General features: G+C 66.2%; 22 protein-coding genes and 1 pseudogene. 19 read left to right on the forward strand and 4 right to left on the reverse strand.

What is annotated here, in order from left to right; translation table 11 throughout:
- Positions 1–16: 16 nt before the first annotated feature.
- The 12 genes from SKC41_RS17240 (at position 17) to SKC41_RS17295 (ending at position 12,384) form a co-directional block, all read left to right on the forward strand.
- Entirely contained in the window at positions 17–823 is an 807-nt protein-coding gene (locus tag SKC41_RS17240; RefSeq protein ID WP_330978677.1) for a 16S rRNA (uracil(1498)-N(3))-methyltransferase, read from the forward strand.
- 55 nt (positions 824–878) lie between these two features.
- Complete coding sequence (locus tag SKC41_RS17245) at positions 879–1,937, forward strand: PhoH family protein (RefSeq protein ID WP_330978678.1); 1,059 nt, start codon at positions 879–881, stop codon at positions 1,935–1,937.
- An 18-nt stretch (positions 1,938–1,955) separates the two neighbouring features.
- Entirely contained in the window at positions 1,956–2,489 is a 534-nt protein-coding gene (gene ybeY, locus SKC41_RS17250) for an rRNA maturation RNase YbeY (protein WP_096289128.1), read from the forward strand.
- A gap of 86 nt (positions 2,490–2,575) precedes the next feature.
- Positions 2,576–3,766, forward strand: coding sequence for a hypothetical protein (locus SKC41_RS17255; protein WP_330978939.1), 1,191 nt, complete (start codon positions 2,576–2,578; stop codon positions 3,764–3,766).
- 5 nt (positions 3,767–3,771) lie between these two features.
- Positions 3,772–5,076, forward strand: a complete 1,305-nt coding sequence (locus SKC41_RS17260) for a hemolysin family protein (protein WP_330978679.1) — start codon at positions 3,772–3,774, stop codon at positions 5,074–5,076.
- Positions 5,069–5,389, forward strand: a complete 321-nt coding sequence (locus SKC41_RS17265; protein ID WP_330978680.1) for a cytidine deaminase — start codon at positions 5,069–5,071, stop codon at positions 5,387–5,389. Before SKC41_RS17260 ends, SKC41_RS17265 begins: the two co-directional genes overlap by 8 nt.
- On the forward strand, positions 5,386–6,285 hold the full coding sequence (era, locus tag SKC41_RS17270; RefSeq protein ID WP_330978681.1) for a GTPase Era: 900 nt from the start codon (positions 5,386–5,388) through the stop codon (positions 6,283–6,285). The genes SKC41_RS17265 and era overlap by 4 nt, the downstream gene beginning before the upstream one ends.
- Before the next feature lie 187 nt (positions 6,286–6,472).
- On the forward strand, positions 6,473–7,942 hold the full coding sequence (locus tag SKC41_RS17275; RefSeq protein ID WP_330978682.1) for a PPE domain-containing protein: 1,470 nt from the start codon (positions 6,473–6,475) through the stop codon (positions 7,940–7,942).
- Positions 7,939–9,879 (forward strand): secretion protein EspK, encoded by a 1,941-nt coding sequence (locus tag SKC41_RS17280; protein WP_330978683.1) that lies wholly within the window; start codon positions 7,939–7,941, stop codon positions 9,877–9,879. Before SKC41_RS17275 ends, SKC41_RS17280 begins: the two co-directional genes overlap by 4 nt.
- Before the next feature lie 244 nt (positions 9,880–10,123).
- Entirely contained in the window at positions 10,124–11,245 is a 1,122-nt protein-coding gene (locus SKC41_RS17285) for an EspA/EspE family type VII secretion system effector (protein ID WP_330978684.1), read from the forward strand.
- 71 nt (positions 11,246–11,316) lie between these two features.
- Positions 11,317–11,631 (forward strand): ESX-1 secretion-associated protein, encoded by a 315-nt coding sequence (locus SKC41_RS17290; protein WP_330978685.1) that lies wholly within the window; start codon positions 11,317–11,319, stop codon positions 11,629–11,631.
- A gap of 174 nt (positions 11,632–11,805) precedes the next feature.
- A complete protein-coding gene (locus tag SKC41_RS17295) occupies positions 11,806–12,384 on the forward strand; it encodes a hemerythrin domain-containing protein (protein WP_330978940.1) in 579 nt (192 codons plus the stop codon).
- A gap of 55 nt (positions 12,385–12,439) precedes the next feature.
- Here SKC41_RS17295 and SKC41_RS17300 read toward each other — a convergent pair whose 3' ends face one another.
- Both SKC41_RS17300 and SKC41_RS17305 read right to left on the reverse strand, forming a co-directional pair.
- Positions 12,440–13,336, reverse strand: coding sequence for a manganese catalase family protein (locus SKC41_RS17300; protein WP_330978686.1), 897 nt, complete (start codon positions 13,334–13,336; stop codon positions 12,440–12,442).
- A gap of 244 nt (positions 13,337–13,580) precedes the next feature.
- Positions 13,581–15,056 (reverse strand): amidase, encoded by a 1,476-nt coding sequence (locus SKC41_RS17305; protein ID WP_330978687.1) that lies wholly within the window; start codon positions 15,054–15,056, stop codon positions 13,581–13,583.
- Positions 15,057–15,117: 61 nt separating this feature from the next.
- Here SKC41_RS17305 and recO point away from each other — a divergent pair, with 61 nt between their 5' ends.
- Genes recO through SKC41_RS17320 form a run of 3 tightly spaced genes read left to right on the forward strand, consistent with a single transcriptional unit; the run spans position 15,118 to position 17,283 of the window.
- Positions 15,118–15,960 carry a DNA repair protein RecO gene (gene recO, locus SKC41_RS17310; RefSeq protein WP_330978688.1) on the forward strand — a complete coding sequence of 281 codons (843 nt, stop codon included), beginning with the start codon at positions 15,118–15,120 and terminating at the stop codon, positions 15,958–15,960.
- Entirely contained in the window at positions 15,953–16,855 is a 903-nt protein-coding gene (locus tag SKC41_RS17315) for a decaprenyl diphosphate synthase (protein WP_442931641.1), read from the forward strand. The genes recO and SKC41_RS17315 overlap by 8 nt, the downstream gene beginning before the upstream one ends.
- Positions 16,855–17,283: a hypothetical protein gene (locus SKC41_RS17320; RefSeq protein WP_330978689.1), complete on the forward strand. Its 429-nt coding sequence runs from the start codon at positions 16,855–16,857 to the stop codon at positions 17,281–17,283. The genes SKC41_RS17315 and SKC41_RS17320 overlap by 1 nt, the downstream gene beginning before the upstream one ends.
- A gap of 86 nt (positions 17,284–17,369) precedes the next feature.
- On the opposite strand, the gene SKC41_RS17325 is transcribed toward SKC41_RS17320, so the two are convergent.
- Both SKC41_RS17325 and SKC41_RS17330 read right to left on the reverse strand, forming a co-directional pair.
- Positions 17,370–17,762 carry a Fur family transcriptional regulator gene (locus tag SKC41_RS17325; protein WP_330978690.1) on the reverse strand — a complete coding sequence of 131 codons (393 nt, stop codon included), beginning with the start codon at positions 17,760–17,762 and terminating at the stop codon, positions 17,370–17,372.
- A 73-nt stretch (positions 17,763–17,835) separates the two neighbouring features.
- Entirely contained in the window at positions 17,836–18,258 is a 423-nt protein-coding gene (locus SKC41_RS17330; protein ID WP_330978691.1) for an ArsR/SmtB family transcription factor, read from the reverse strand.
- Positions 18,259–18,431: 173 nt separating this feature from the next.
- On the opposite strand from SKC41_RS17330, the gene SKC41_RS17335 reads away from it, so the two are divergent.
- The 4 genes and pseudogenes from SKC41_RS17335 to SKC41_RS17350 form a co-directional block, all read left to right on the forward strand.
- Complete coding sequence (locus SKC41_RS17335) at positions 18,432–19,823, forward strand: glycine--tRNA ligase (protein ID WP_330978692.1); 1,392 nt, start codon at positions 18,432–18,434, stop codon at positions 19,821–19,823.
- A gap of 154 nt (positions 19,824–19,977) precedes the next feature.
- The gene (locus SKC41_RS17340; protein WP_330978693.1) at positions 19,978–21,153 is read left to right on the forward strand and encodes a PPE family protein; all 1,176 of its coding nucleotides are present in this window, start codon (positions 19,978–19,980) and stop codon (positions 21,151–21,153) included.
- Between the two features lie 652 nt (positions 21,154–21,805).
- A complete protein-coding gene (locus tag SKC41_RS17345) occupies positions 21,806–22,066 on the forward strand; it encodes a hypothetical protein (RefSeq protein WP_330978694.1) in 261 nt (86 codons plus the stop codon).
- Between the two features lie 71 nt (positions 22,067–22,137).
- Positions 22,138–22,256 (forward strand): annotated as a pseudogene (locus tag SKC41_RS17350) (WXG100 family type VII secretion target); the annotation flags it as partial.

Here is a 22,256-nt window from a genome sequence, read left to right on the forward strand (position 1 = left end):
TCCGAGGGGCCCGCACATGGTGGCGACGCTGTTCTACGTCGAAGCACTGCCCGACACCGGTGGGCTGGCCGTCGTCGACGGCGACGAGGGGTTCCACGCCGCGACGGTGCGCCGGATCCGGTCCGGGGAGGAATTGGTGCTCGGCGACGGCGCCGGGAACGTGGCCCGCTGCGTGGTCGAACAATCCGGACGCGACGGCTTACGGGCCCGGGTGCTCGACCGTTGGACCGTCGAGCCCGCCGCGCCGCCGGTGACGGTGGTGCAGGCGCTGCCCAAATCCGAGCGCTCGGAGTTGGCGATCGAGTTGGCCACCGAGGCCGGCGCGGATGCGTTCTTGGCCTGGCAGGCGGCCCGCTGCGTGGCCAGCTGGCAGGGCGCCCGCGTCGAGAAGGGGCTGCGCCGCTGGCGTGCCGTGGCCCGGTCGGCGGCCCGGCAATCGCGACGGGCCCACCTCCCACCGGTTGACGGCGTGTTGTCGACGGCGGCACTGGTCCAGCGGATCCGCGACGAGGTGGCAGCCGGCGCGGCGGTCGCGGTCTTGCACGAGTCGGCGACCGAACGGATCGCGGACGTCGCGGTGGCGGGGGCGAATTCGCTGTTCCTGGTGGTCGGTCCCGAGGGAGGCATCGCGCCGGATGAGCTCGCGTTGCTGACCGACGCCGGCGCCGTCGCGACCCGGCTGGGCCCGCAGGTGCTGCGGACTTCGACGGCCGCCGCGGTGGCCCTGGGCGCACTCGGCGTGCTCACCGCGCGATGGGAGCGAACCGCCGAGGTCGAGTCGGCGCAGCCGCTCGGAGCTGACCAGACGGAGCCCTCGGCGTAGACTGAGGCATCCGATCAACCCCTGACGAGCCGAGAAGGCAGGCACCGGAAACCACGTGACGTCACGCGAGACCAACGCTGCTGACGCAGCTGGGGCCCTGCAGGCCGACGCTCAGGTTCGCAGCAGCATCGACATTCCTCCCGATCTCGTCGTGGGCTTGCTGGGCTCGTCGGACGAGAATCTGCGCGCCCTCGAACGCATCCTGGCCGCCGACTTGCATGTTCGCGGCAACGCCGTCACCCTCTCGGGTGAACCGGCCGACGTCGCGCTGGCCGAGCGCGCGATCTCCGAACTGATCGCGATCGTGGCCAGCGGCCAATCGCTGACCCCGGAATTGGTGCGCCACAGTGTCGCGATGCTGGCCGGCACCGGCGACGAGTCACCCGCCGAGGTGCTCACCCTCGACATCCTGGCGCGCCGTGGCAAGACCATCCGGCCCAAGACCCTCAACCAGAAGCGTTACGTCGACGCCATCGACGCCCACACCATCGTGTTCGGGGTCGGCCCGGCCGGTACCGGCAAGACCTACCTGGCCATGGCCAAGGCGGTCCATGCGCTGCAGTCCAAGCAGGTCAGCCGGATCATCCTGACCCGGCCCGCGGTGGAAGCCGGTGAGCGCCTGGGCTTTTTGCCCGGCACGCTGAGCGAGAAGATCGATCCGTATCTGCGTCCGTTGTATGACGCGCTGTACGACATGATGGACTCCGAGCTGATTCCGAAGCTGATGTCGGCCGGGGTGATCGAGGTGGCGCCGCTGGCGTACATGCGGGGACGCACGCTCAACTCCGCATTCATCGTTCTCGACGAGGCGCAGAACACCACCGCCGAACAGATGAAGATGTTCCTCACGCGACTTGGCTTCGGGTCCAAGATCGTCGTGACCGGGGACATGACCCAAGTCGACCTGCCGGGCGGCGCCCGGTCCGGCTTGCGGTCGGCCGTCGACATCCTCGATGACGTCGACGACATCTACATCGCCGAGCTGACCAGCGTGGACGTGGTGCGCCATCGGCTGGTTTCGGAGATCGTCGACGCCTATGCGAGGTTTGAGGAACCCAACTCGGGCATGAATCGGGCGGCTCGGCGGGCATCCGGAACCCGAAGTCGCCAATGATGGTGCGGTGAGCAGGCCATGACGATCGAAGTGTCCAACGAATCCGGCATCGACATCTCCGAAGCGGAGTTGGTGAGCGTCGCGCGCTTCGTCATCGCCAAAATGGACGTCAATCCGGGCGCCGAGCTGTCGATGGTGCTGCTGGACACCGCGGCGATGGCCGACCTGCACATGCGCTGGATGGACCTGCCCGGCCCGACCGACGTGATGAGTTTTCCGATGGACGAGCTCGAGCCCGGTGGCCGTCCGGACGCACCCGAGCCGGGGCCGTCGATGCTGGGCGACATCGTGCTGTGCCCGGAATTCGCCGCCGAGCAGGCCGCCGCGGCGGGCCACAGTCTCGGACAAGAGTTGGCGCTGTTGACGATTCACGGCGTGCTGCACCTGCTCGGCTACGACCACGCCGAGCACGACGAGGAGAAGGAGATGTTCGCCCTCCAGGGGCGGCTTCTCGAAGAGTGGGTAGCCGACCAGGTCGAGGCGTACCACTACGACCGGCAGGATGAGCGCGACCGCCGGTTGCTGGACAAGTCAAGGTACTTCGACAATTGAGCCCACTAAAAAGCCCTTTGAAGAGAGCACTCTGGATCGCGGTTTCGGCCGCCATAGCCTTTGCACCCTCGGTGGTGCTGGTCAGCATGTCCGGTGTGGCAGCGGCGTCTCCGTGCGCCGGCGAGGGGGCTAACCCCGTCTCCTGCCAGCACTGCATGTTCTATGTGGAGGCGTATCACACCGCGAACGTGTGCAACGCCCCGGCGCCGCGACCGGCCCCCGCACCGACGAGTACCCCGGTGTATATCCCCGAGCCGCCGTCGTTGCCCATACCGCCGAGTCCCACCCGCCCGGCGCCGACGCCGGTGCAGACCCCGAAGATCAATCCGCCGGCCCCCGGAGGGCCACGCAACGTCGGGGTGGTGACCCCGCCGAAGAAGCTGGATGCACCCCCGCAGGCGGTCGCGGCGGCCAAGGCCGCACCGGTGGCGCGGCTCAATCCCGCCGACCCGCCGAAACCGCCGACCTCGACGGACTTCAACCAGCAGGTACAGAACGTCGTCAGCAACCACAGCGAAAACATCGACCAGATCAGGGCCGACAATAAGGTGCTGGTCCGCCCCCGCCACTGGGACTTCGTCGATTACGACGAGTATCACCGCCCGACGCTGTACAACCCGCTCAGCCAGGCGATGACCTTCCGTTACACCTACGACGGCGCGTCCCGGGATGCGTATCTGCCGGCCGGCGGCCGGATCGTGCTGGATGCCGGCATCGCGGGCCTGGTCCCGTTCACCGCGGTCGGCGAGAGCTATCTGGTCGCCGGCAGCTTCTACGGCGGGGCCTTCGTGCCGCCGCCCAACTCGCAGGGTCCGCCGCCCCCGAAGTACGCCGCGCCGGCGCCCCCGACGCTGTACCAGAACGTCTTGGCCGAAGTCCCCGCCGACAACCAGATCGTGCAAGTCGGCCAGGTGGCGGTGCTGGGGCGCGACGAAAGTCAACCAACGGGCAGCCAGGACAGCTTCCTGCTCGACGACACCACCGTTGCCTGGGGCCAGGTGAGCGATCCCACCAGCGGCGTGCAGATCAGGGTCAGCAAGACCCAGTCGCTGCCCGGCTTCGGGCCGACCGACAACGGCGACTTCTTGGTGACGCTGGCCGTCCACGGGGACCAAACCCAACCCGCCGCGTCCGCCCCGCCGCCCCAACCCTGGTGGCCGTGGGCGGTGCGGTACGGGCTGCTGGTGCTGGCGGTCGTGTTCATTGCCGGCTTGCTCAATCGTCGAGCCAAGGGTGATGAGGTCAAGAAAGAGTCCGCGACCGAGCCAAGGCGTTAGCACCGTTGACCGGGATATCTCAGCTCCTCGGTGCGCTCGCGTTGATTGTTCTGGGTGGGGTCTTCGCGGCGATCGACGGAGCCATCAGCACGGTGTCGCTGGCCCGAGTGGCCGAGCTGGTGCGCGACGAGCGGCCCGGTGCGCGATCGCTGTCGAAGGTGATGGCCGACCGGCCGCGCTACATCAACCTCGTGGTGCTGTTGCGCATCACATGCGAGGTCACCGCGACCGTACTGCTGGTGGTCTTTCTGTACGACAACTTCGGCCTGAACTGGGCGGTGTTCGGCGCGGCGACCATCATGGTGCTGACCAGCTTTATCGTCATCGGGGTGGGCCCGCGCACGCTCGGCCGTCAGCACGCGTATCAGATCTCGCTGGTGCTGGCCATTCCGCTGCAGGTGATTTCGTCGCTACTGATGCCGGTCAGCCGCCTGCTGGTGGTCATCGGTAACGCGCTCACCCCGGGCCGCGGCCTGCGCAACGGACCGTTCGCGTCCGAGATCGAGTTGCGCGAAGTCGTCGACCTGGCCCAGCAGCGCGGCGTGGTGGCCGCCGACGAGCGCCGGATGATCGAGTCGGTGTTCGAACTCGGCGATACCCCGGCGCGCGAGGTGATGGTGCCGCGCACCGAGATGATCTGGATCGAGAGTGACAAGTTCGCCAGCCAGGCGATGAACTTGGCGGTGCGCAGCGGACATTCGCGCATCCCGGTGATCGGCGAGAACGTCGACGACATCGTCGGCGTGGTGTACCTGAAAGACCTTGTCGAGCAGACGTTCTTGGCCGCTGACGGTGGGCGTGACATCAAGGTGGCGCAGGTGATGCGCCCGGCCGTCTTCGTGCCCGACTCCAAGCCGCTGGATGCGCTGCTGCGCGAAATGCAGCGCGACCGCAACCACATGGCGCTGCTCGTCGACGAGTACGGCGCGATCGCCGGTCTGGTCAGCATCGAAGACGTGCTGGAGGAGATCGTCGGTGAAATCGCCGACGAATACGACGAGGCCGAGGTGGCACCGATAGAAGATTTGGGCGACAAGCACTTTCGGGTGTCGTCGCGGCTGCCGATCGAAGACGTCGGCGAACTCTACGACGTCGAATTCGACGACGATCTCGACGTCGACACGGTGGGCGGCCTGCTGGCACTCGAGTTGGGGCGGGTTCCGCTGCCCGGTGCCGAGGTGGTCTCGCACGGCCTGCGGCTGCGCGCCGAAGGCGGCACCGACCATCGCGGGCGGGTGCGGATCGGCACCGTGCTGCTGAGCCCGGCCGAGCCGGCGGACCACGAACTCGAGGGCACGCATCATGGCTGAGCAACTCGACTCCGAGGACGCCAAGCTGGTGGTGCTGGCCCGCGCCGCAATGGCCCACGCCCACGCCCGCAGCGCCGCCTCGGTGCGCGACGTCGACGGCCGCACGTATGCGGCTGCGCCCGTGGACTTGTCGGCGCTGCGGCTCACCGGACTGCAGGCCGCGGTCGCCGCGGCCGTATCCAGCGGGGCGACGGGGCTGGAGGCCGCCGTGCTGGTGGCGGGGTCGGCCGACGACGCCGGCATCGCCGCTGTGCGCGAGCTCAGCCCCACCGCGGCGATCATCCTGACCGATCGCGGCGGCACCCCGCTATGAGCGAATTCCGTTCGGGCTTCGTATGTTTGGTGGGCCGGCCGAACACCGGCAAGTCGACGCTGACAAACGCTCTGGTCGGCACCAAGGTGGCGATCACCTCGAAGCGCCCGCAGACCACCCGCCACACCATCCGCGGCATCGTGCACCGGGAGAACTTTCAGATCATTCTGGTCGACACCCCGGGCCTGCACCGGCCGCGCACCCTGCTGGGCAAGCGGCTCAATGAATTGGTCCGGGACACCTACACCGAAGTCGACGTGATCGGGCTGTGCATCCCGGCCGACGAGGCCATCGGACCCGGAGACCGCTGGATCCTCGACCAGATTCGTTCGGTCGCCCCGAAGACCACCCTCGTCGTCATCGTCACCAAAATCGACAAGGTGCCCAAGGACCGGGTGGCCGCCCAGCTCCTCGCGGTCAGTGAACTCGTCGACGGTGCGGCCGAAATCGTTCCGGTGTCAGCGGTGGCCGGCACCCAGGTCGACGTGCTGATCGACGTGTTGGCCGCCGCGCTGCCCCCCGGCCCGGCGTATTACCCCGACGGGGAGCTGACCGACGAGCCCGAAGAGATCTTGATGGCCGAGCTGATCCGCGAGGCCGCACTGGAAGGTGTTCGCGACGAGCTTCCGCATTCACTGGCGGTGGTGATCGACGAGGTCAACCCGCGCGAGGACCGCGACGACCTGATCGACGTGCACGCGCTGCTCTATGTCGAGCGGGACAGCCAGAAGGGCATCATCATCGGCAAGGGCGGGGCCCGGCTTCGCGAAGTGGGCACGGCGGCGCGCGCGCAAATCGAGAAACTGCTCGGCACCAAGGTCTATCTCGAACTGCGCGTAAAGGTCGCCAAGAACTGGCAAAGCGACCCCAAACAACTTGGGCGACTAGGCTTTTAGCGAAATCAGAGTTCACGGCCGACGGGCGCACCGGCTGGTGCCCAACAACTGTGCCGATCCGCTGCGCGAATCGAGCCGATCCGCGCCAAGAATCCTTTGAGGGCTCTGCTAGATGGTTCCCCTAACGGTCGAAGAGACAACGGCCGACGGAGTCCAGACACCTGGCAGCTAAGGAGGGTCGCTCGCGATGACGCAACCGTTGACGGTCAATGTGGAGAAGCAAGAGCTTCTGGCCCGGGCCAGCGAGCTGGAGCAACTGATCCCGAATCTGCCCTCCGAGTTGCAAGGCCTGCAGGCGCCGTGCAACCTTGCGCCGATCGTCGCGGCGGCCGAACAACTTGTGTTGTCCGCCAACAACATGCGGATCTATTTGGCGGTGGGCGAAAAGGAGCGGGCAAATCTGGCGGAGTCGCTGCGTAACGCGGCCGATGCCTACGAGGACGCGGACGAGGGCGCCGCGCACGCTCTGCACGACGAAACCTCCGTGTCGAACCGGCCGGTGAAGCACGCCGATCAGGCGGTGGACCGAGCATCGCTGAAGGACACGCGCCTGGCGGCCGACCCGTTGCCGGGCGAATTTCAGACGGTCAAACAACGGGCGTTCGACCTGGAGCAACCCGACCAAGGTGCCGCATTTCTCGCCTTCGCGGATGCATGGGCGACCCACCGGGTCGCGCTGCTGCAAGCTGTCGTTCGCTTCCGGCCTTTCACCGAATGGTCGGGCACGGCGTGCTCGGCGGTTGAGGCGAACTTCGATCAACAGCGATCGTGGTTGACCGGCATGGCGGAATTGTGCAACCAGTTGGTCACTCAAGCCCACACCGTCGTAGATGCGCACCGCTGGATGCGCAGTGCGCACATCGTATTTCCCGATCTCAACCCCGCCGGCGGCGATTACGTCCTCGACTACGCGGAAATTCTGCGTTGCGAAGAAACTTGGGAACGCATTTGGGACGACCCCGCGCAGGCCGCATACAAGCAGTCCTACATCGAGTTTTTCCAGAAAGCTCAGGAAAAGTCGGACGAGCTCGTCGGGCAATACCAGCAGAAGGCGAACCTGCCGTTAGCACCGATCAACCCTCCGACGCCGCCGGCGGCCACCGGAATCCAGCCGCCGTCAGACGACAACCTTCCTGACGGCAGCGGGTCACTGTATCCGGACGGCTCAGCCGGCGACGCACCGGCCGGGGTACCTGGCGTCCCCAGCATCCCGAGTCTGCCGATGGGCGCCACCCCGAAGACGCCGGCGCAGCCCGGTCCGGCCTTGGCGGGCAGCAAAGACACCAAGGCCCCGGGCCTGCCCAAAGCGGGTGCGCCGGGGCTCAAGCCGGCGTCGGTCGGCCTCGGCGGGCTCGCAATGCCGTCGACTCCGTTGCAGGATCCGCACTACACCACGGCGTCGCCAGGCGCCGCGGCGAAGGGTGCCGAGGGCCCCGGCCTTGCGGTGCCCGGCCGGGGCGCGGGCGGTGCGATGGGTGGCGGCGGCATGGGCGCGGCCCCACTGGGCGCCCAGGGCGATCGAGGTGCCGGCAAGGGCAAGCGCCTGCAGCAAGACGATGACGCGATCTATACCGAGAACCGTGCATGGACCGAGGGCATCATCGGGCGACTCCCGGCGGCGAAGAGCGCTACCGACCAGAAAGGCCAGAAGCCGTGAGCATCGTGAAGCCGACGGGTCGGTATGCCGAGCAGATGCTGGGACCGAACGGGTGGCCGCAGGTCGATGAGGACACCTTCTATGACCGTGCCCGGGAGTTCACGCGGGTGATGTCGGAGGTCACTGCAGTCCTGGAAGCCTGTCGACACGAGCAGATTTCGATCTTCGAGATCGGTGTCTGGACGGGCGGGGCGGCCGGCGCCGCCGGCGGCGAGCTTGCCACACGTATCGATGAGCTGACCACGCTGCAGCGTCATCTAGCGAGAGTGATTGCCTGGCAACGGGATATCGCGGGGGCGGTGGTTCGAGCCAAGTCGGAGATCGGCGACAACGTGGAGCTCGCTGACCGGCAGATCAACGAACTGGAGAAGGACTCCCGCCTCGAGACGGCCGAGCGAACCGACGCGATCGAAACGCTGGTGAGTGCGACGCTGGCGGCCAATGTCGGCGTGGTGAGCGACACCGCCGAACAGATTCGGGCCATCAAGCAGACAACGCCGCCCGCCAGTGCCCCGCGGATCCTGCTGAGCCAGCTGGCATTAGCGCCCGTTGACCACGATTCCCAGGCAGACGCTCCCGACCGGCCGGCGTCGCTAACGCCGGCGCGCGTTGCGCCGGCAACGCTGTTGCCGTCAATTCCGGGCGTGGGCCCGCGGCCCACTCCTCGACTGCCTTCGTTGCCGGGGGCCACACCGGCTTCGCCGTCTTCAGCCCCCGCATCGGTGCCGGTAACGTCGGCGGCCGCCGGGCGCCCTGCCACGGCGATGCCGGGGACTTCCGGCGGGGGACCTGCCGTCACGAAAAGTTCCGCGACACATCTAATTTCGCATGGCGGCGAACGAAGTAAGGGTGTGGTGTCGGTTCGACCCTCGTCGGGCGACCCGTCGGCGACACAGGCCGAGGAGGCCGCCGTCATGCCGGGCATGCCCATGGCGCCGGCCGGGCCGACGACGCCAGCCGCGGCCGGTGGGAACCAGGGCTCGGGTTCGCGTCCTGCAGTCGGGCAGACCAAGTCCGCTGTGCGCCCGGCCGCAACTAACAGGGCAGCCCCGCGGCAAGCGGCTGCTTCGCGCCAGGAACCCGCTGAGCGCACACCGGATAGCGTTGCAGTGCAGCTTGTTTCGGTTTCAGCGGCGCGGGCCGCGCGTGATGCTATAGCCGATACCACCGTGGGCAACGCGGCGCGTGACGTCAAGTCTGGCCGGCTGCGGTTGGCGCGTCGGATCGCGGCTGCTTTGAACGCGCCGGTCGTCGGCAGCACGCCGGATTTGGGTTTCTTCTGGCTGACCGCGCTGACCATCGACGGCGAGATTGTGGTGGCCAACAGCTACGGGCTGGCCTACATTCCCGACGGCGTGCAGTTGCCCGAGAAGGTAAACATGGCAAGCGCCGACGAGGCGGTTCCGGCCGCCGAGCGGGCGCGCTGGGCAACTTATCCGGTGCTGGCCGTGCAGGCCTGGGCGCGCCATCGTGGCAGCCAGTTGAGGGCGGTGATCGGGACCGAGAAGCAATTGGCCAATTGCGATCCCGGCGTGGCCAAGATCGTCCTGAACTCTGATGACATTCCGGACAGCGGTGCGATGGTGGGGCGAACCCGGCTCGAAGTGGTGGACCCGCGAGCGGCTGATCGGTTGGCAGCGACCCCGGATCGGGATCTGCTCGAACTACTTGGTCCGGCACCGGCCGGCGATCCGCCGGCCGATCGACGTGCCACGTTGTGGATCGCGGTGATGCAGCCCCTGGCCAGCCAACTTGCCGGGCGCCAAGCCGCACATCTGCGGGCCATGCACGCCTACGCCGTCCACACCCAGGAGATACTCCTGAACCGGGCCCGCACCACGGTGGATCCGGCCGCCCAGCGCCACACCGTCGCCGACTGGCTGTACTGGAATCACCTCACCGGGCGACTCGACCACACCCTCGCCGAGGCGGCGTAACTCGCGGAATTCATTCCAAGAATCTGTCAAGGGTCATCGCCGAAAATTTACGCAACGGCCGGAAAGTCGCCGGCCGGGTTCATCGCCGAACCGCACCAAGCGCATCGAGAGCAAGGAAACGCAGATGAACGTATTCGTAGATGCCGCAAGGCTGATCGCCAATCTGGGCGGCATAGGCGCACAATTCAACGGCTCAGGCAGCGCGAGCTACGGCGGTGAATACATTGCGTCGAGTGTGACCAGTATGAGCGCGGACGCGCTGTCCGGCGGCCTCGTCGGTTACAAGATGGTTCAGCAATATCGACTGTCCCAGAATATGTCTCCCGCAGAGTTGGAAGAGATGAACAAGGGGATGAAGGACAGCACCAGCCTCATCCTCAAGACGCTCACCGTCGTCGACCTCGTGGAACTGATGACCGGATTCGGGCCCCCCTGCGACGGAGCGGATTTCGCCGCAGGATCGCAACAGCTCATCGAAATCTCCGACCAATTGACCTCGGCGCTCCCGGATGACGACTGGCAGGGCGACGCCTCGCAGGCCTACGCCCAACAGGTAACCGCACTGAGGACTCTCGCGCAGGGGATGGCTGAGCTGGACCGCCAGCTCGCCGACATCACAAAGAATCAGGCCGAGTGGGTCACCCATATGCGGTTGGCCTTCGGCATATTGAAGGACCTCCTGATGGCGGCATTCGCCATTGAGTTGGCCCTGAAGATATCGGTGCCCCAGCCGGCCGGCCTCGCCCTGGCCCAAACATTCGCCACCACGGTCGCCGTCCTAGGGATCGGCGCTGCCAGCTCCTTCGTTTTGACGCTGTTCCGCTACTCGCAAGACAATGCGGACAAGGCAAACCAGATGATTTCCGAATACCAAAAGCTGGCCCCGGTTTCAACGGGTACCACGTCGGCCGAGTCTCACGTGGCCGCCGCGCTGAAGTCCACCACGCCCGACTTCGGGGAGGTCTCGAGGAAGACGACCGGCGTGTTCAGCGCGATCGACGTCGCGACGCCGGCACGCCCGGATGTTTCGACGAAGCAAAGTACTCCCACCGGCGCGGCTGAAACCTCGCAGCGACGGCGCGTGTTGGAAGCGTCGGATGAGGCGACTTTCGCGACCACGTTGTCGTCCGGCGCGCCGACCGTAGCTCCGGTAGCTCAAATGCCAGTGAAAGTGCCACAACTGGGTCAGGGTGCGGGGCCGCGGCCGATTTACCCCGTGTCCCGGACGGGCCAGAAGGCGGGCCTCATCGAGAACGACGGGTCCGCCGAAAACGTCGACGACGCCGCGGCCCCTGGTACTTCGGGCGTCGAGCGCGCACCGATCGAGTTCGCGGCGGCCGCGGCCACCGTACAACGCGTCGGGTAAAGCCGAAAGCGCCGCCAAAACTGTTGTGAAGCAACCAATACAGACTCGAGAATCAAAAAGGAGAACAACCCATGTCCGATTTAGTCGTCACCCCGAACTACCTCGGCCAGCTGGCCACAATTGAGAACCAAACATCCGCCAGGATCGCATCGGCGGCCGCGGCGACCAAAGGGATCAGCTCCGACGTCTGGCTTACCCACGGCGTGGGCAGCGAGCCCTCCAATATTGCGCTGACACGTGTCGAGGCCGCGCGCCGTGGCGCGGTCGAAGCAATGCAAAGTGTCTGCCAGGACCTCGCCGTCAAGCTCGGCACGGCCGCCGCCGCCTACGCGAGCACCGACGAACAGGCGGCCGGCAACATCGACAAGCAGCTCGTTAGCCGCTGATCGGAGGAGGCCCTCCCACCGCTGGTGGGAGGGCGTCATTGCCGATTCGCCAGAAGCGGAGAAGGGTTGCGCCACAAAATTTTCAGAGCGCCGCTGGTAGCACCAGTGGTTAACGTTTTAGTGTCCGTTGCCCGGGTACCACCGACCGATACAGCCACAATCGGAAGGCAAGGCATGGATGCATTAACTTTTCTCCGTCAAGACCACGAAAGCGTGCTCGGCTTGTTCGAGACGCTCGATGGCGCACCGTCGGGCTCCGGCGCTGAAGTCAGCGGCCTGGAAACCATGGTGAACAACCTGATCATCGCCGAGTCGCAGCATGAAGCGATCGAAGAGCAGTTCTTCTGGCCCGCGGTGCGCGAGGCGCTCGGTGATGCGTTCGCAGACAAGGCGATCGAACAGGAGCAGACCGGCAAGAAATTGCTGCAGCGGCTGGAAGGCGGCAAGCCCGGCGACCCGGATTACCACGAAGCGCTGCAGCAATTCGTCGAAGCGGGCCGGGAACACATCGCCTACGAGCAAGAGGTGGTGTGGCCGCAGGTCGAACAGGCGATCAGCCGCGAGGATCTGGAGAAGATCGGCGAAAAGCTGGAAGCCGCAAAGAAAATCGCGCCCACCAGGCCGCACCCCGACACTCCGCCGAACTCTGCGGTGCAGAAGACGATGGGAGTGGGCGCCGCGGTTGTGGACCACGTACGCGATGCGATCACCGGCCGCAGCCAAGACAATCCGCCGGACCCGCAGGTCCATTAGGCAACGCGAAGACTGGGCATCGGAGCACCGATGCCCAGTCTTCGTTGTTACCCGATCAGGTTGTGGGCGAATGCTGTTCGTGCGTGAACGGCTTGTCGGCCTCGACCGCCGGTGAGCCCTGCGGGTTCTGTTCGGTTCCCTTGTTTTGACGCGTCTTTCCACCCAGCCATTGCTGTTCGGGCTTTTCCACGTACTCCCATTCCATGCCCTGCGGCCACGGACCCTGCCCCTGGTTCCACGGCCCACGTACCGATTCGCCGCCGCCGTTGGACATGTTGAACGCCACATTTTGAAAGCGCGGATCGCCCGCCAACTGCCCGGGCGGAAAGTTGACCGGAAGTTCGTTGAGCGCAGCGGTGAATTGCTGATAGTGCGCCACCTCACGCGTCATCAAGAACGTCAGGGTTTCCTGCACGCCCGGATCATCGGTGAACTGCTTGAGGTACTCGTAGACGACTTTGGCTCGGGACTCGGCGGCGACGTTGTTGCGCAGGTCAACGGTGGGATCGCCGTTGGCATCGATGAATGCCCCGGTCCAGTTGTTGCCTCCGGAATCCTTGACATCGGGTCCACCGCCGCTGAGCACGAGAAACATCGGGTTGACGGCGACCTGATGAATGATGTTGTCGCGCCCGTTCGTACTGGCGACGGCCGGCATCCAGTCGCAGCGTTGATTCGCAATCTTGAGATCGTCGCTGAGTCCGTCGAGCAACATGGTGATCATCGATCCGACCATCTCGAGATGGCTGAGCTCCTCGGTCGCGATGTCCATGAACAGGTCGTACATCTTGGGGTTCTTTTGGCGCAGCACGAATGCCTGGGTGAAATACTGCAGCGCCGCGGTGAGTTCGCCGTTGGCACCGCCGAATTGCTCCATGAGCAGCGACGCGAATCGTGGGTCGGGTTCGGTGACCCGTACTTCGAACTGAAGATCTTTGTTATGCATGAACATTGGTTGCCTCCTGGCATGTCGGCACGGCTGGTGTGCGCAGGCGGGTACCCGGGGCATTGGGTGCCAAACGCGGTTATCCAGGTACCCGTAGAGACCGTTTGCGCATGCCGACTGCGGGTAGCCGACCCGAATGACGCAAACAAAATTGGCGCGATGGCGTCAAGACACTTCTGAGCAGGATGATTACGATACTCATTCCGTCGCGAGGAAATGCGTTGGGCGCGTGAGCGTTTAGCGCTTTGTCCTAATCGTGTGGACGGAAGTGGTCGTGCTCCCACCAGACTTTCGGCTGCTTGGCAGCCCAGCCGCAGACGGCTTCCAACTCGGCGGCCAGCGAGATCAGCATGCCCTCGCTGTTCGCCGGGCCCATTAACTGCACACCGATCGGCAAGCCCTCCGCGGTGAACCCGGCCGGCACGTTGATCGACGGCCAGCCCAACACATTCCACGGCCAGGTCGCCGGGCATGCCTTGATCATGGCCCGGTCGGTGCCCAAGCCACTGAGCCGGTCGAAGGATCGGGCCAGTGGCGGGGGCTGCGCGGTCGTCGGCGCGACCACCACGTCGACGATGTCGAAAATCGAGCCCACCCGTCGCTGCAGCGCGGCCTCGTGCACGCGCGCGTTGCGCAGGATCGCCTGTCCCAGCACATGGCCCATCCGCAGGTTGGACAGGGTGCGCGGGTCCAACACCACGCCGTCGCCCAGCCGCTCCTCCCATTCCCGCAGTCCCGCAGTCGATCTGGCCAGAAAATCCCATCCCAGCCGCACGCCGTAGTCCGGATTCCCGCTCACGACCGTGTGGCCGAGCAATTGCAGCTGCTTGCCCACTGCTCGGGTCGCGGCCAGAATCTCCGGATGCAACTTGGCCCGAAAGAAGGTGTACGCGAACCGGGTTGACAATGCGATGGTCAACGGTCCGGGCGCGATGCTGACATAGTCGGACGCCCGCAGCGGCGGCGGCTTGTGCCGGTCACCCTCGACATTGCCCGACGCCGCGTCGAGCACCAGCGCCGCGTCGGCGACTGTGCGGGCCAGCACGCCGTTGACCGTAATTCCGTTGAACGACTCCGGTAGCGGCCAGGTCGAGATGCGGCCGCGCTGCGGCTTGATGCCGACCAGATGCGTCCACGCCGCCGGGATGCGGATGCTGCCGGCGCCGTCGGAGCCGATCGCCGCGGTGACCAGACCGGCGGCCACCGCGGCGGCGCTACCGCCCGACGAGCCGCCCGGGGTGTGTCGCCGCGACCACGGATTGCGGGTGTGCCCGAATCCGGGCCCGCTGGTGAACGGCCACTGTCCCAGCTCGCAGGTGTTGGTCTTGCCGACGATCACCGCTCCGGCGGCCTTAAGACGGCGCACCACCTCGGAGTCTTCCGTAGCGGGACGCACATGGCCGTCGGTGCCGAAGGCCGTAGGCACGCCAGCAACATCGACGTCGTCCTTCACCGCGATCGGGACGCCCAGCAACGGCGCCGTTTCGCCGGCGGCCCGTCGGCGGTCGGCCTCGGCCGCGTCGGCCAGCGCCGACTCCGTCAGGACCACCCGGAACGCGTTGAGCGTGGACTGGCTGGCATCGATCGCGTGCAGCGAACGGCGCACCAATGTGTCGGATGTCACCGCACGGCTGTTCAGCTGATACAGCAGGTCAGTGAGTGTGGGCAGGCGCGTGCTGCGGGACCCGGAAACGGACCCGGAAGCCGACTCGGAAGCGCCGATCACGGGGTACGAGACTATCGGCGCGGATCCCCGCGATGTCGCGGCGGGGTGCAAAACTGTTGATATGCGGCTGTATCGAGACCGAGCGGTAGTGCTGCGCCAGCACAAGCTCGGCGAAGCAGATCGAATCGTGACCCTGCTGACCCGTGATCACGGATTGGTCCGTGCGGTGGCCAAGGGGGTGCGCCGCACCCGCAGCAAATTCGGCGCGCGGCTGGAGCCGTTCGCGCACATCGATGTGCAGCTGCATCCCGGCCGCAATCTGGACATCGTCACCCAGGTCGTTTCCATCGACGCGTTCGCCACCGACATCGTCAGCGACTACGGCCGGTACACCTGCGGGTGCGCGATGCTGGAAACCGCCGAGCGTCTCGCCGGTGAGGAGCGCGCGCCCGTCCCGGCGCTGCAGCGGCTCACGGTGGGCGCGCTGCGGGCGGTGGCCGACGGACGCCGCCCTCGTGACCTACTGCTGGACGCCTACCTGCTGCGGGCCATGGGCATCGCCGGCTGGGCGCCGGCGTTGACCGAGTGCGCCCGCTGCGCCACGCCCGGCCCGCATCGGGCCTTTCACATCGCCGCCGGGGGCAGCGTCTGCCCGCATTGCCGTCCCGCGGGCTCGACGACACCGCCGCTGGGCGTGCTGGAACTGATGTCCGCGCTGCACGACGGCGATTGGCAGGCCGCCGAGGCGACGCCGCAATCCCACCGCAGCCATGTCAGCGGATTGGTGGCTGCCCACCTGCAATGGCATCTGGAACGCCAGCTCAAGACGTTGCCGCTGGTGGAGCGAAATTATCGGGTCGACCGTCCCCCGCAAGCGGGTGGGGCCCCCGCGGAGCCGGGGAGTGCCCCCACTGTCGCCGATCAGCGCGCCGCGCTGATCGGGCAGGATGAGGCCTGTGGCTAGGAACCACGAGCGCAAATTGAGGTCCCGGGACTCTCCGGCCTTCCCGCAACTGCCCCCCGCGCCCGACAGCTATCCGACGTTTCCCGACAAGTCGACGTGGCCAGTGGCGTTCCCCGAGTTGCCGCCGTCTCCGGACGGCGGACCGAGCCGGCCGCCGCAGCACATTTCGAAGGCGGCCGCACCGCCGATCCCGGCGGATCGACTGCCCAACCACGTGGCGATCGTGATGGACGGCAACGGCCGCTGGGCCACCCAACAAGGCCTGACCCGCACCGACGGCCACAAGGCGGGGGAGGCCGTCGTCATCGACGTCGTCTGCGGCGCAATCGAAATCGGGATCAAGTGGCTCAGCCTGTACGCCTTCTCCACCGAAAACTGGAAGCGGTCTCCCGAGGAGGTCCGCTTCTTGATGGGCTTTAACCGCGACGTGGTGCGCATGCGGCGGGCGAACCTCAAGGCAATCGGGGTCAAGATCCGCTGGGTGGGTTCGCGGCCCCGCTTGTGGCGCAGCGTGATCAATGAATTGGCGGTCGCCGAGGAGATGACGAAAGGCAACGACGTCATCACCGTCAACTACTGCGTCAACTACGGCGGCCGCGCCGAAATCGCGGACTCTGCAAAGGAAATCGCACGCTTGGCGGCTGCCGGCCGGCTGAACCCCGAGCGCATCACCGAGGCGACGGTGGCGAATCACCTGCAGCGGCCCGACATCCCCGACGTGGATCTGTTTCTGCGGACCTCGGGGGAGCAACGCTCCAGCAATTTCATGCTGTGGCAGGCGGCGTATGCCGAATACATTTTTCAGGACAAGCTGTGGCCCGACTACGACCGTCGCGACCTGTGGGCGGCGTGCGAGGAGTACGCGGACCGCAACCGACGGTTTGGGAGCGCCTGATGCCATCTCTGCAGGAGCGCCTCGGGTCGATTCTGCGTGACGTGCTGACCGTCGAGGACGAACCCGACGGCGGACTGACGGTGCACCATGACGGGACCTTCGCGTCGCTGCGAGTGGTGAACATCGCCGAGGGGCTCGACCTGGTGTCGCTTACCCAGGTCGTCGCGTGGGATCTGCCGCTGACCAAGAGGCTCAGCGATCAGGTGGCCAAGCAGGCGCACAACAGCAACTTCGGCAATGTGACCATGGTCGACAAGGTCAGCGACAAGGCCGCGCAGCGCAACTCCGGCAAGGGCGCGGCCAAGACCGCGGACGTGATGCTGCGCTACAACTTTCCCGGTGCGGGCCTGGCCGACGACGCCCTGCGCACCCTGATCCTGCTGGTGCTCGATTCGGGCGCTCAGATGCGGCGTGTCCTGACGGCCTGAGCCGGCCGACGCTGCACAACCGCCGACCGCCCGGCCACCCGGGCACTAACCGCCGAGCGCCCGGCCAGCCGGGCAGTCACGGGCGATCAGCGGCCGCAGTCCGCGCAGGTCCCGAAGATCTCGATGGTGTGGCTGACCTCGGAGTAGCCATGCTTGGCGGCGACTTGCGACGCCCACTCCTCGACCTCGTGGTCGCCCACCTCGATGGTGGAGCCGCAGTGGCGGCACACCAGATGGTGGTGATGGTGCTCCGAGCAGCGCCGGTAGACGGACTCGCCGGTGTCGGTGCGCAGCGTGTCCACCATTCCCGCCGATGCCATGGACTGCAGCGTCCGGTAGACCGTGGTCAGCCCGATGTTCTCGCCGCGGCGGCGCAGCTCGTCGTGCAGCTCCTGGGCCGAGCGGAATTCGTCGAGCGTTTCCAGCAGCGTCGAGATCGCCGCTCGCTGACGGGTGGAACGGACGCTCGGTCCGGTCATTGGCGCCACTCTCCCCCGCAAGCGGGAGGTGCCCCCACCTCTTCGCTGCGCTCTGCATCGTCGCAGGCGCGCGTCATGGCGTGTCCTCGCTGGCGTGGGCGACGGCGTCGACGACGATGTGGGCCAGGTGGTGGTCGGCCAGTCGGTACAGCACCTCGCGGCCGGACCGCTCCCCGGCGACCACTCCCGCCGCCTTGAGAATCTTCAAATGCTGGCTGACCAGCGGTTGTGGCACGCCCAGCGCGTCGACCAGCTCGTGCACGCAGCGCTGGGATTCGCGTAGTTGCAGCACGATGGCGATCCGTACCGGTGCGGCCAGGGCCCGCAGCAGCTCACCGGCGGCATCCAGGATTTCTCGCGACGGCGGCTCGGGATATTCGGCGAACGGAGCGTGCCCCCCTGAGCCTGTCTCGCCGTGCCGGTGGGCACGTAGATCCGACCCCGAATGCGACGGTGAGCCAGGTGCGGCGGTCGGCGATGAGGAGGGCATCACCATGCGTGCGTCATCTCCTCGAAAGTGCCGAGTACGTGGAGTGCCCACTATAGGGAACGACTTCCACTGTCACATGCATGATGACGCATGTCAAAGACCACGGCCCTGTCGATACGATTGCTGATGTTTCGCGGGCGACGATTCGCCGCCCCGCCTCTTCATTCATCCGAAAGGGAGTGGACCACCCCGTGGCGTCCGTCATCGACACCGTCGTTAACCTGGCCAAACGGCGTGGATTCGTCTATCCCTCGGGTGAGATCTACGGCGGCACCAAATCGGCGTGGGACTACGGGCCGCTGGGTGTGGAACTCAAGGAGAACATCAAGCGGCAGTGGTGGCGCGCCGTGGTCACCGGCCGCGACGACGTCGTGGGACTCGACTCGTCGATCATCCTGCCGCGGCAGGTCTGGGTGGCCTCAGGCCACGTCGAGGTGTTCCACGACCCGCTGGTGGAGTCGCTGATCACCCACAAGCGCTACCGCGCCGACCACCTGATCGAGGCCTACGAGGCCAAACACGGGCACCCGCCGCCCAACGGACTGGCCGATATCCGCGACCCCGAGACCGGGGAGCCAGGTCGGTGGACCGAGCCGCGCGAATTCAACATGATGCTCAAGACCTACCTCGGCCCGATCGAGACCGAGGAAGGGCTGCACTACCTGCGGCCCGAGACCGCCCAGGGCATCTTCGTCAACTTCGCCAACGTGGTGACCACCGCGCGGCGCAAGCCGCCGTTCGGCATCGGGCAGATCGGCAAGAGCTTTCGCAACGAGATCACCCCGGGCAACTTCATCTTCCGCACCCGCGAGTTCGAGCAGATGGAGATGGAGTTCTTCGTCGAGCCGTCGACCGCCAAGGAGTGGCACCAGTACTGGATCGACACCCGGCACCAGTGGTACACCGACCTCGGCATCGACCCCGAGAACCTGCGGCTCTACGAGCACCCCAAAGAAAAGCTGTCGCACTATTCCGACCGCACGGTCGACATCGAGTACAAGTTCGGATTCCAGGGCAACCCGTGGGGTGAGCTGGAGGGCGTCGCCAACCGGACTGATTTCGACTTGTCAACGCACGCAAAGCATTCCGGCGCCGACCTGTCCTTCTATGACCAGGCCAGCGACACCCGCTACACGCCGTACGTGATCGAACCCGCGGCCGGACTGACCCGGTCGTTCATGGCGTTCTTGATCGATGCCTATGCCGAGGACGAAGCCCCCAACGCCAAGGGCGGCGTGGACAAGCGCACCGTGCTTCGCCTGGACCACCGGCTGGCCCCGGTCAAGGCGGCGGTGCTGCCGCTGTCCCGGCACGCCGACCTGAGCCCCAAGGCCCGGGACCTGGCCGCCGAATTGCGGAAGTCTTGGAACATCGATTTCGACGACGCCGGCGCGATCGGGCGCCGCTACCGGCGCCAGGACGAGGTCGGCACGCCGTTCTGTGTGACGGTGGATTTCGACTCCCTGGAGGACAACGCCGTCACCGTGCGCGAACGCGACGCCATGACGCAGGAGCGGGTGGCGATGGATGCTGTCGCCGACTACCTGGCGGTTCGACTCAAGGGCGCCTAACGGCCGTTTAACCGACTATTTCGATAAACCGGGCCATTTTGGTGTGGTGCTGCCCTACGATCCAGCCTTAGTCTTATACGCAGTGTCCAGTCGCTGTGACTGTCGGGGTGCAGTTGTAAGGCCGTTTAAACGGCTGGTCGTGTCGAGGTAGTAGATGGTTCTGGATTTTGCGTTTTTGCCGCCGGAGATCAACTCGGCCCTGATGTACGCGGGTGCAGGCTCAGGGCCGTTGTTGGCTGCGGCCGCTGCCTGGGACGGCTTGGCCGCCGATATGTGGGCCTCGGCGTCGTCCTTCGACTCCGTGGTCTCGGGCCTGGCGTCGAATGGGCAATGGACGGGTCCGTCGTCGGAGTCGATGTCGCAGGCGGCAGCGCCGTATTTGCAGTGGTTGCACACCGCCGCGGCGCACGCCTCGATGTCGGCCGTGCAGGCCCGGGTGGCGGCGACGTCGTACGAGTCGGCATTCGCCGCGACGGTGCCTCCCGCGGCGATCGCAGCGAACCGTATCCAGCTGATGGTGTTGATCGCGACGAACATTCTGGGCCAGAACACGGCGGCAATCGCGGCCACCGAATTCGAATACATGGAGATGTGGCTTCAGGACGTGATGGCCATGTTCGGGTATCACGCCGGGGCGCAATCTGTCATGGCGGCATTGCCGTCGATCAGTTCGGCACCGTCGAGTTTGGCCGGATTGCTGACCACGCCGCTGAGCACGTTGGCGTCGCAATTCGCCGGGGCGTTGTCGTCGGTGGGGGGTCAGATCTTCGGCCCGGGCTTTTCGTCGGCGGTGACCGCGATTCAGTCCGCGTTGACCCAGGTGGGCTCAATCGTCACGTCGGCGCCCGTTTCGTCGTTGATGTCGGTGGCCCAGGTCGGGGTCTATCCGGCGACCGCGTTGCCGCCGATGATGGCGCTGGCCCAGGGCACCGCGCCGGTGACGTCGCTGGCCGGTGCGACGAATATGACGGCCACGGGTGCGTCGCAGACCGTCGGTTCGACCGCACCGGCGATGAGAATGATGAGCGGCGACGGGAGCTGGGGCTCGTCCATCTCGGCCAGTCTGGGTAGGGCGCGGTTGGTGGGCGCGATATCGGTGCCCCCGGTCTGGCAGGGCTCGACGCCGGCCCCGATCGTCAGCTCGGCGATGGCGGGGGCGGGAGCGTCCGGCGCCGTGGCGGAGCCGGTCGGATCGACCAGCGGCATGCCGATGCCGGCGCGGGCGGCCGCGGATCATGACAAACCGGCCGAAATGGTGGGCCGGGCCGGAACCAGTGCGACCCACGTGGTGCAGTCCCGGCCCAAGGTGGTGCCTAGAAAGGGCGCGTGAGGGGGGCGTGAGCGAGCCCGGGTGCAATTGCCGGGGCGGTCATACGAATGATTTCAGCGTGTCGCAAATTTCTCAACATGCAGCCAACTGCTATTCATCGGTTACCCGCTTAATCAAACTATTAGGTACGGTTTGCGAGGGCGAATGATTCCGACCCGCGCAATGTTCGCCAGAACACGCGTACCGCAGGCAGCCCCATCGTTGGGCGCCGGTACTGTTCCTGGATCTGACGGGCGTGCACCAGCGGCTCACGCGCCGAGGGCGTGCGGTGACCCCTGCCACGAACGGAACTGCCGTCGGCCCGCAGAATCCCTGTCGAGCAACGGTTTTCGTACTCACCGCCCCCGGGCTGCTTGATACTGCGTGCCACCCCGTACGGTGGCGTCCGTCAATGCGGCGACCGAGCGGCTCGAGCCGCTCGCGCTGCCGGGTTACCGGGTGGCCGAATTTCGTCATTAACGTCGACAGAAGTCGTAAATTTCCAACAATTGTCCTTAGCTTTGCTTTAGTATGAAAAATACTCGGCGGTGATTTCGCGCCGTTGAGGTCTGTGTGAACAGAGTTTCGGGTGTGGAAAGGGGGCATCATGCTTTTGCCTCTTGGTTCACCTCTGCCGGACGATTCGGTCGCGGCAGTTCGAGGTGAGTCAGGCATGCTCGGTCGCTTGACGGTTCCGCTCAGTTGGGGCGTGGCCGTTCCGCCGGACGACTACGACCATTGGGCACCGGAGCGCGAAGAGCTCGCCGATGCCGATGGCAAGGTGACCGACGGGCCGGATTCCGAGGCGACGGCCGACGGCATGAGTGAAAAGAAGGAATGGGGGCATTGGAACGAATGGGGAGGCGACGCCGAACCTCGTTTCGAAGCGCCACGAACCGGCCGCGTTGTACCGCATTCTCCGTGGGCCGGCTGAGAGGGAAAGGCGGCCGGCCAGGGGTCGGCAGGTCAGAGGGTTTACGTCCGTTCAGCTAAGGAATAGGCAGTATGGCAACACGTTTTATGACCGATCCGCACGCGATGCGTGCGATGGCGGGCCGTTTTGAGATGCACGCGCAGACGGTGTCGGATGAGGCGCGCAAGATGTGGGCGTCGTCGATGAACAT

It is taken from the genome of Mycobacterium sp. 050128 (assembly GCF_036409155.1).
Taxonomy (GTDB): Bacteria; Actinomycetota; Actinomycetes; order Mycobacteriales; family Mycobacteriaceae; genus Mycobacterium.

Excerpts from the sequence above, each read along its gene's own strand:
- SKC41_RS17240 (WP_330978677.1), top strand. The coding sequence starts at position 17 with ATGGTGGCGACGCTGTTCTACGTCGAAGCACTGCCCGACACCGGTGGG.
- ybeY (WP_096289128.1), top strand. The coding sequence starts at position 1,956 with ATGACGATCGAAGTGTCCAACGAATCCGGCATCGACATCTCCGAAGCG.
- SKC41_RS17255 (WP_330978939.1), top strand. The coding sequence starts at position 2,576 with ATGTCCGGTGTGGCAGCGGCGTCTCCGTGCGCCGGCGAGGGGGCTAAC.
- SKC41_RS17265 (WP_330978680.1), top strand. The coding sequence starts at position 5,069 with ATGGCTGAGCAACTCGACTCCGAGGACGCCAAGCTGGTGGTGCTGGCC.
- era (WP_330978681.1), top strand. The coding sequence starts at position 5,386 with ATGAGCGAATTCCGTTCGGGCTTCGTATGTTTGGTGGGCCGGCCGAAC.
- SKC41_RS17275 (WP_330978682.1), top strand. The coding sequence starts at position 6,473 with ATGACGCAACCGTTGACGGTCAATGTGGAGAAGCAAGAGCTTCTGGCC.
- SKC41_RS17285 (WP_330978684.1), top strand. The coding sequence starts at position 10,124 with ATGAGCGCGGACGCGCTGTCCGGCGGCCTCGTCGGTTACAAGATGGTT.
- SKC41_RS17290 (WP_330978685.1), top strand. The coding sequence starts at position 11,317 with ATGTCCGATTTAGTCGTCACCCCGAACTACCTCGGCCAGCTGGCCACA.
- SKC41_RS17295 (WP_330978940.1), top strand. The coding sequence starts at position 11,806 with ATGGATGCATTAACTTTTCTCCGTCAAGACCACGAAAGCGTGCTCGGC.
- SKC41_RS17300 (WP_330978686.1), bottom strand. The coding sequence starts at position 13,336 with ATGTTCATGCATAACAAAGATCTTCAGTTCGAAGTACGGGTCACCGAA.
- recO (WP_330978688.1), top strand. The coding sequence starts at position 15,118 with ATGCGGCTGTATCGAGACCGAGCGGTAGTGCTGCGCCAGCACAAGCTC.
- SKC41_RS17320 (WP_330978689.1), top strand. The coding sequence starts at position 16,855 with ATGCCATCTCTGCAGGAGCGCCTCGGGTCGATTCTGCGTGACGTGCTG.
- SKC41_RS17325 (WP_330978690.1), bottom strand. The coding sequence starts at position 17,762 with ATGACCGGACCGAGCGTCCGTTCCACCCGTCAGCGAGCGGCGATCTCG.
- SKC41_RS17330 (WP_330978691.1), bottom strand. The coding sequence starts at position 18,258 with ATGGTGATGCCCTCCTCATCGCCGACCGCCGCACCTGGCTCACCGTCG.
- SKC41_RS17340 (WP_330978693.1), top strand. The coding sequence starts at position 19,978 with ATGGTTCTGGATTTTGCGTTTTTGCCGCCGGAGATCAACTCGGCCCTG.
- SKC41_RS17345 (WP_330978694.1), top strand. The coding sequence starts at position 21,806 with ATGCTCGGTCGCTTGACGGTTCCGCTCAGTTGGGGCGTGGCCGTTCCG.